This is a genomic window from Anaerobiospirillum sp. NML120449, assembly GCF_023051105.1.
Classification (GTDB): Bacteria; Pseudomonadota; Gammaproteobacteria; order Enterobacterales; family Succinivibrionaceae; genus Anaerobiospirillum.
Genome location: NZ_JALKIL010000052.1, coordinates 21,674 through 28,373, shown reverse-complemented (window position 1 = coordinate 28,373; position 6,700 = coordinate 21,674). Strand labels below are relative to the sequence as shown.

Annotated in this window: 5 protein-coding genes; 1 reads left to right on the top strand and 4 read right to left on the bottom strand. The window is 50.7% G+C overall.

Features of this window, described 5'->3' with window-relative positions; translation table 11 throughout:
- Nucleotides 1–776: 776 nt before the first annotated feature.
- A complete protein-coding gene (locus MXE41_RS11595; RefSeq protein ID WP_247100598.1) occupies nt 777–1,202 on the top strand; it encodes a hypothetical protein in 426 nt (141 codons plus the stop codon).
- Nucleotides 1,203–1,449: 247 nt separating this feature from the next.
- On the opposite strand, the gene MXE41_RS11590 is transcribed toward MXE41_RS11595, so the two are convergent.
- From MXE41_RS11590 to fliI, 4 genes are all read right to left on the bottom strand, one after another.
- The gene (locus tag MXE41_RS11590; protein ID WP_247100600.1) at nt 1,450–2,718 is read right to left on the bottom strand and encodes a DNA cytosine methyltransferase; all 1,269 of its coding nucleotides are present in this window, start codon (nt 2,716–2,718) and stop codon (nt 1,450–1,452) included.
- Between the two features lie 306 nt (nt 2,719–3,024).
- Nucleotides 3,025–3,648 (bottom strand): phosphodiesterase, encoded by a 624-nt coding sequence (gene yfcE, locus MXE41_RS11585; RefSeq protein ID WP_247100597.1) that lies wholly within the window; start codon nt 3,646–3,648, stop codon nt 3,025–3,027.
- A gap of 643 nt (nt 3,649–4,291) precedes the next feature.
- Nucleotides 4,292–4,747, bottom strand: coding sequence for a flagellar export protein FliJ (fliJ, locus tag MXE41_RS11580; protein ID WP_246976832.1), 456 nt, complete (start codon nt 4,745–4,747; stop codon nt 4,292–4,294).
- 460 nt (nt 4,748–5,207) lie between these two features.
- Entirely contained in the window at nt 5,208–6,671 is a 1,464-nt protein-coding gene (gene fliI / locus MXE41_RS11575) for a flagellar protein export ATPase FliI (protein WP_246976829.1), read from the bottom strand.
- Nucleotides 6,672–6,700: the final 29 nt, after the last annotated feature.

Below are 6,700 nucleotides of genomic sequence, written 5' to 3'. Positions count from 1 at the left end.
TTCAATCTGAGCCATGATCAAACTCTTCACTTTAATGATTCGTTTGAAGTGCAACTGTAACCAGTTGCCAGTTTGTTGGCAAAACTCAAAGTTCTTAACTTAAAGAACCCACACAGATTGTCTGTACCTGATTTTTAAAGAACTTGGAGGCGCTTGGCCTTTGCAGCTGTTTGCTCAGTGCGTCACAGCGGAAACGTATTTTAATGATTTTCATCACCGCGTCAACACTTTTTTTAAAAAATTTGAGCGCGGACTTACAGTCTATCCAACATGATAATGTTAAAACGTGATGTATATCATGTTTTATTCGTTTAAAATCTTATGATCTTTTTTAAATTTGATCTGCATCTCATATTAAGAATATGGCTTTGAAACCATAACTGTCCAACACAGCTCATACATTTCTATTAAAAGAGTTGCAGATTTCCTTTACCCAACATCCATAACCCTGCTGCATGACACACCTTTCAGTAGCTTTGTGTCTATGCATGCCCTCATTGCAACAGGGCTTACCCGCCATATTCAGCCTGTCTTTAACTGCGGCGGCACAGCCGCTGACGCGGCTGACCGCCGCTGCTGCATGCAGCAGCTGATGACCCGGCCGGTTGCGGTACAGGTGCTGCCGGTTCAGCTGATGCTGGTGCTGGTGCTCCTAAGCTGGTAATGCCGGTTCAACTGATGCTTGTGCAGCTGATGATCCTGAATTAAGGTTTCCGTCTTTAAGCCAGGTAAAAGGCGGGTATAATCGCGATATTACTAAGTTTCCGGAGACCATCATGCCACTGAACAAGGCTCTTGCACGCGCAGCCTCAGCTGCTGCACTTACCATGCTGACCATCCTGCCAATAAGTGCCCATGCTCAGGGCGGACAGGAAAATTTCAAATCCACCGCTGCTGACACTGGTACGGCAGCTGTCTCCACGGATCAACAGAGTGCACAAACTGAAGGCCACAACGGATCTGTAAGTGGTAAAGGCAAAGCTCTTGACGGTGCTGCCTTTGATATTTCTCTGCCTGCAACTTATGAGCGCTGCCAGAACACAGACAAAATGGCTGAGTATCTCAAGTCAATTCCAGCTAAGGACACAGCAAAACTCAAAGAGTTCAATGCCTTTTTGCTAGACTGCCAGAAGGTTCTCAACGAGCACATAGCAAATACCAAAGAGCGTATTGCTGAACTAAAGGAGCAGGCAAGGCCATAAGCAGGCATATGCCATCACGAAAAAGGGCTCTGCTGTCATAGACGCAGAGCCCTTTTTCTCTTGTACACGCATATAAGTGCTGTGATTGTCGTAAGAGTCCCTGCGGTGATCAGCCCAGTTGCATCCTGTACAGGCTCAAGTCTCTCAACTGCCTGACTTAAGAATACTCAGCTGCTCTTACCTTACTGCCCCCTTAGTGCACAGAAACTCATCCTCTTTTACCTGTACAGACCCGGCCGGTTTACTGTCAGCTATGAGATCTGTCTGCTCTGGACAGCACCGAGAAGATCGTGCGTCCTACCGCAGCAGCAAGCATTACAGGAACGGCATTGCCTATCTGGCGCATGCTTTCTGTCCATGATGAGTGGAAGTGATAATCATCAGGGAATGTCTGGATGCGGGCACTTTCTCTTACAGTAAAGTAGCGCAGACTGCCATCATCAAGAGTAATCATGTTTTCCCCGCCAGGAACACCATGGACACCAGCCTTGATGGTCTTAGATGGGGCATCAGGCAGAGAACCGGTATGACCGGCATATGCTCTGGCACCGGCACGGAACTCATGGCTGTTACAGGCTGCAGCCTCTGGAGACAGCGGACATGGCAGATCTCCTATGCCATCACGCACAGTACACCATGGCTTGATGTGAGGGTTATCCTGAACAAATCTGCTTACCTTGTTGAGAGCCATAATATTGATATCACAGACAGTCGGTTTCTTAAGTCCATGACGCTGCCAGTAACTGCCATCACCCCACTTGCTGTAGAGCAGTGCTTCTTTTGCATGAGTTGGTTCAGGAAGCTCAGGGGCCATATTCAGGTCTGCTCTTATTCCGGTAATAAAGACGCGTTGTCTTACCTGTGGCACTCCGAAATCTGCAGCATTGTACAAACGATATGCAACCTGATACTCAGCTGAGCCGTGGCTGCCCTCATCATGTGCCTTAAGATCATGAAGGTGCTGCTCCCAGTTCTGATCTGGCTTACGTACCAGTGACGGCCATGTGAGCTGGAGCAGAATATATTTGAAATAAGAGGCAAAAGCAGGCCGAAGCAGTCCCTGCACATTTTCAAAGACAAAAGCCTGAGGCTGAAGCTGCCTTACCGCCCGGACTGCTTCAGGAAACATATCCCTTGCATCATCGCAGGCCTTTGCCCTTCCGCCAACTGAAAAAGGCTGACACGGTGGCCCGCCCGATATCAGTGCCAGCTCACCGGCCTTGAACCCCATCTCCAGCCAGTCAATCTCACGGACATCACGTCTGAAGATCTTCCAGTTTTCCGTCAGCGGGCACCCCCTTTGTATATTGTCTGCAATATTTCTGCAGCAATCAGAGTCGCGCTCAAACAATCCCTCATGCGCAAATCCAGCCTGCCCAAGGCCCAAAGCCAGACCACCAGCACCACAGAACAGTTCCAGAGATCGCAATGCTAATGGGGCTGCCTTATCTGTACTCCCTGATGCTGCAGTTGCGGATTTGAGCCCGCATGCAGATGCTGGAGCAGACGCCGGCATGAAAGCGTTGGCATGAGCAGACGCCGGCATGAAAGCGTTGGCTGGAGTAGCTTTAGAAACCGATGCGGGGGCAGCACCAGCTGTAGAGGCCGATGCGAGGCAATGACCAGTTGAAGAGGCTAATGCGATGGTTGGACCAGCTGAAGATGCTGATACGAGGGCTGGAGCTGATGCTGATGCATGAGAAACAGCCGTCGATGATTGATGCGTTGAGCCTGACTTCATTGCTGTGCCTTAAAAAAATGGTCCAGAACCGGCGGGCTCTGGACCTTTGTATGCTGACATCAGAGCCTTGAGGCCCGTTTATCAGACGAATTTAAACATATAGGTATCAACCAGGTTGTCATCCATATCCCTGATTTCCATTCGATCCTCAAGGATCAGTCCAAAGCCGGCCTTTGTGCCGCCCTTTGGCAGGGTTGGAGAGCCCGGGTTGATGTTGATAAGACCGTTCTTTTTAGGGAAAACACCGGCTACGTGGGTATGACCGCTAAGCACAATGTCGCCAGACTTGAGTCCGAGACTGTCGCGCATTTCGTCTGCAGTGGCAAGGTCTTCGGCATCAATCTTGTGCAGATGACCATGAGTAAGAAAAATACGCTGTGATCTGGTACGGCCAGTGGCATCAGGACCTGATGGATCAGAGACGATGATGTTGGCGTAAGGAGCATTGCACTGGAATTTGAACATCATGGAATCAACCTCACCATCGCAGTTTCCACGAACGCTTATGATCTTTGAGCCCATGGTGTTGAGCAGCTCAATAGCCTTTGGTGGATCGTAGGTCTCGGTGATGATGTTGCGAGGACCGTGGTTGAGCAGGTCGCCCAGCAGGACCAGGTAATCACAGGAGTACTGATCAAAATACTTGAGTGCATTGGAAAGCACTCCGGCTGCACCGTGGATGTCAGTAAGTACGAGGTAGCGCATTATTTCACCTTCCTTGTCTGATTTATGTACCTGGATACTCCGGTGTCAATCATCAGGAAGCTCTGATACTCAATCAGGCTCATTTCATGTTCCGGGCATGCCAGCCATGCGATTATCTCACAATTCCAGCCTGTCCCTTTGAGCATGATTCGCGAAAATCGGCCGGTACACGCCAGCTGCGTACAGGGCGATTTGATGCTTAATTAATGCTTATCCGCAGGTCCTTATGGCAAGGACTCATATGTGACCTGATAATAAAGGTGACTTTCAGGACGTCATGGAATTCAGGGCAGCGATCGTCAACGCCTAATGGCCCCGGGGCATAAGAACCTTCAGAACATCAGGACAACCTGACCTCAGTGGCTCGGGGGCTCTGAGGGTCACAGGCTCGGGACACGGAGGGCCTCATAGACTCTGAATATCGGTAGCTCAGGGGCTCATGGGCCCGGATCATTGGTGGTCTCAGAGCCGCTGGTCCGTGTATGTGAGGGTCACTGATCCCTTAACCTGTAAGATGTAATGGGGCGCTCAGGCCTTTTGTATGAAGCAGATACATCAGAGGCACCTTGCGGTGCCTCTGAATTAATAATAGACGCAGGCTGAAAGCCTGACTGTCCGAACAGTTACGGGAAATCTACTGCATTTAGCCCAGCGAAGACTGCTGACGACGGCTGTAGCTTGAGACCACAAACTCATCAAGCAGCTTCTGCTCGCGGCGCTGCTCTTCCTTGAGGCGCTTTTGCTGCTGCTTTTCGATAAGGGTTTCGATGATCTTGCGCTCTTTCTGGCGGGTCAGATAAATCTGGCGCTTCTGCTCAGTAAGCATCTTGAGACGCTCAAGCTCCTGACGCTGCTTGAGAGCAATATTGTCCAGCTTCTCAATAAAGGCCTGATAAGCCAGAATCTTGGTACCGGTCAGGCCCTGACGGCCCTCATTCTGCATCTCGGCGATATAGCTCAGGCGGAACTCCTCCACCTGCTTGATCTGAGCTTCGTAATTGGTGACCTGATTACGGCAGAATACCCAGTCCTCAAGAGACTTCTCCTCGTCCCTCTGACGCTTGTCACGTACCAGTGATAAAGCTCTGTCTCCGGCCATTGACCAATTCTCCGATGTAAAAGCATTAACATGATTCTAACAGCTCACGTGAGGTCAGAAAAGCGATATTTACCGCATGCGTCGCATTGCTATATCTATCAAAGTTCTGACACAGATGCTGCTGATAAACTGATTGAGCAACTTTTAAGCCAGAAAAACAAATCCCCATATCTGATTAGGTTATGGGGACTGTTGATACGGGCCAGGCGTCCATGCTGATAATGCCAGAGCCTGGTAACAAGGCAGTTATGCTGGTTTGGCAGTAGATGCTGTCAGGTCTGTGGCTATGGCTGTGGCTGCAGCATCGCCAATGTGGGTGCAGCTGCAGCTTCAGCAATGGAAGCTGCAGCTTCAGCTTCGGCAGCGGTGGCTTTGGTTTCAGCTGCTGCAACGGTGGCTGTGGCTGCAGCTTCGGATCTCGCGTTGTCTGTTACTGTGGACAGGCGCTGATTTACCGGATTTACTGCTGAGGCTGGCCGTTGCGTGGGGTCAGAGACATGCGGGCTGCTACCTGACCGCCGCCTGGCTGAGGCTGCTGACGGGCTGGTGGTGGCATCATGCGGGCATTTTGCATGTTGTTGACCTTATTTTTGGCGTCATCAATAAGAATCATGGACAGCTTGCGCAGTCCATCAAGACTGTCTGAGAAAGGAATAACCTCACGCATGCCCTGCTGGGTAAACTCATCGATATATGGCTTAATCATCAGAGCCTGGTCAATACGGGCATCGGAGCCACGTTGATAGGCACCAATGGAGATGAGTTCACGATTCTGATTGTACTGGGCAAGGCACTGACGGATAGTACGAGCCATGACCATGTGCTCTTCAGTTACTACGGCCGGCATAACACGGGAAATGGACTTTTCAACGTCAATGGCAGGATAGTGACCTGAATCAGCAAGCTCACGTGAAAGCACGATGTGACCGTCAAGAATGGCTCGAGCCGAGTCAGCAATTGGATCCTGAAGGTCGTCACCTTCTACCAGCACGGTAAAGAATGCAGTAATGGAACCCTGACCCTCAGCACCGTTACCAGCACGCTCTACCAGAGCAGGGAGCTTGGCAAATACTGATGGCGGATAACCCTTGGTAGCTGGCGGCTCACCTACGGCAAGTGCAATTTCACGCTGAGCCATGGCATAACGGGTCAGGGAGTCAAGCAGCATCAGTACGTTGTAGCCCTGATCGCGGAAGTATTCGGCAATGGACAGAGTGGTCTCACAGCCCTTAAGACGCATCAGAGGAGAGGCGTCAGCGGGAGCGGCTACCACGATGGAGCGGGCACGGCCCTCATCACCAAGAATGTCCTCAATGAACTCCTTTACCTCACGACCACGCTCACCAACCAGACCTACAACAACGATATCAGCATTGGTACCACGGGTCATCATACCCAGAAGCACAGACTTACCAACACCAGAACCTGCAAACAGACCCATACGCTGGCCCTGACCTACGGTTAACAGGGCGTTGATGGCACGGATACCAGTATCAAGACTCTGGCGAATTGGACGACGTGCCATAGGATTGAGGCGGGATGCTGTCCACTGGGCAGCATTGCCTTTGGCCAGAGGACCAAGTCCGTCAATAGGATTACCCATACCGTCGATAACACGGCCCAGCAGATGAGTACCGTATGGGAACTCTCTCATTGAGGTAATAGGATAAACGGCAGCACCTGGAGTAACACCCTCTACCTTTTCGGTAGGCATGAGGTAAATGGTTTCGCCGGCAAAGCCCACAACTTCTGCTTCCATATCGCCATTGGCAAGCTCAATTCGGCAGCGGTCACCTACGGCAACCTTAAGACCCACAGCCTCCAGAGTAAGACCTACTACACGGGTAAGTTTTCCTACTACCTGAGGAGAGCTCTCTGATTCTGGCAGTTCAATAGCCTTGAGGCGGGATAAGAGATTGTTCATCGAAAAAAACCTTCTGTTACTCAGGAAGC

Bases quoted from the DNA above. Each gene is read 5' to 3' on its own strand.
- MXE41_RS11595 (WP_247100598.1), top strand. From the start codon at position 777: ATGCCACTGAACAAGGCTCTTGCACGCGCAGCCTCAGCTGCTGCACTT.
- MXE41_RS11590 (WP_247100600.1), bottom strand. From the start codon at position 2,718: ATGCCGGCGTCTGCTCCAGCATCTGCATGCGGGCTCAAATCCGCAACT.
- yfcE (WP_247100597.1), bottom strand. From the start codon at position 3,648: ATGCGCTACCTCGTACTTACTGACATCCACGGTGCAGCCGGAGTGCTT.
- fliJ (WP_246976832.1), bottom strand. From the start codon at position 4,747: ATGGCCGGAGACAGAGCTTTATCACTGGTACGTGACAAGCGTCAGAGG.
- fliI (WP_246976829.1), bottom strand. From the start codon at position 6,671: ATGAACAATCTCTTATCCCGCCTCAAGGCTATTGAACTGCCAGAATCA.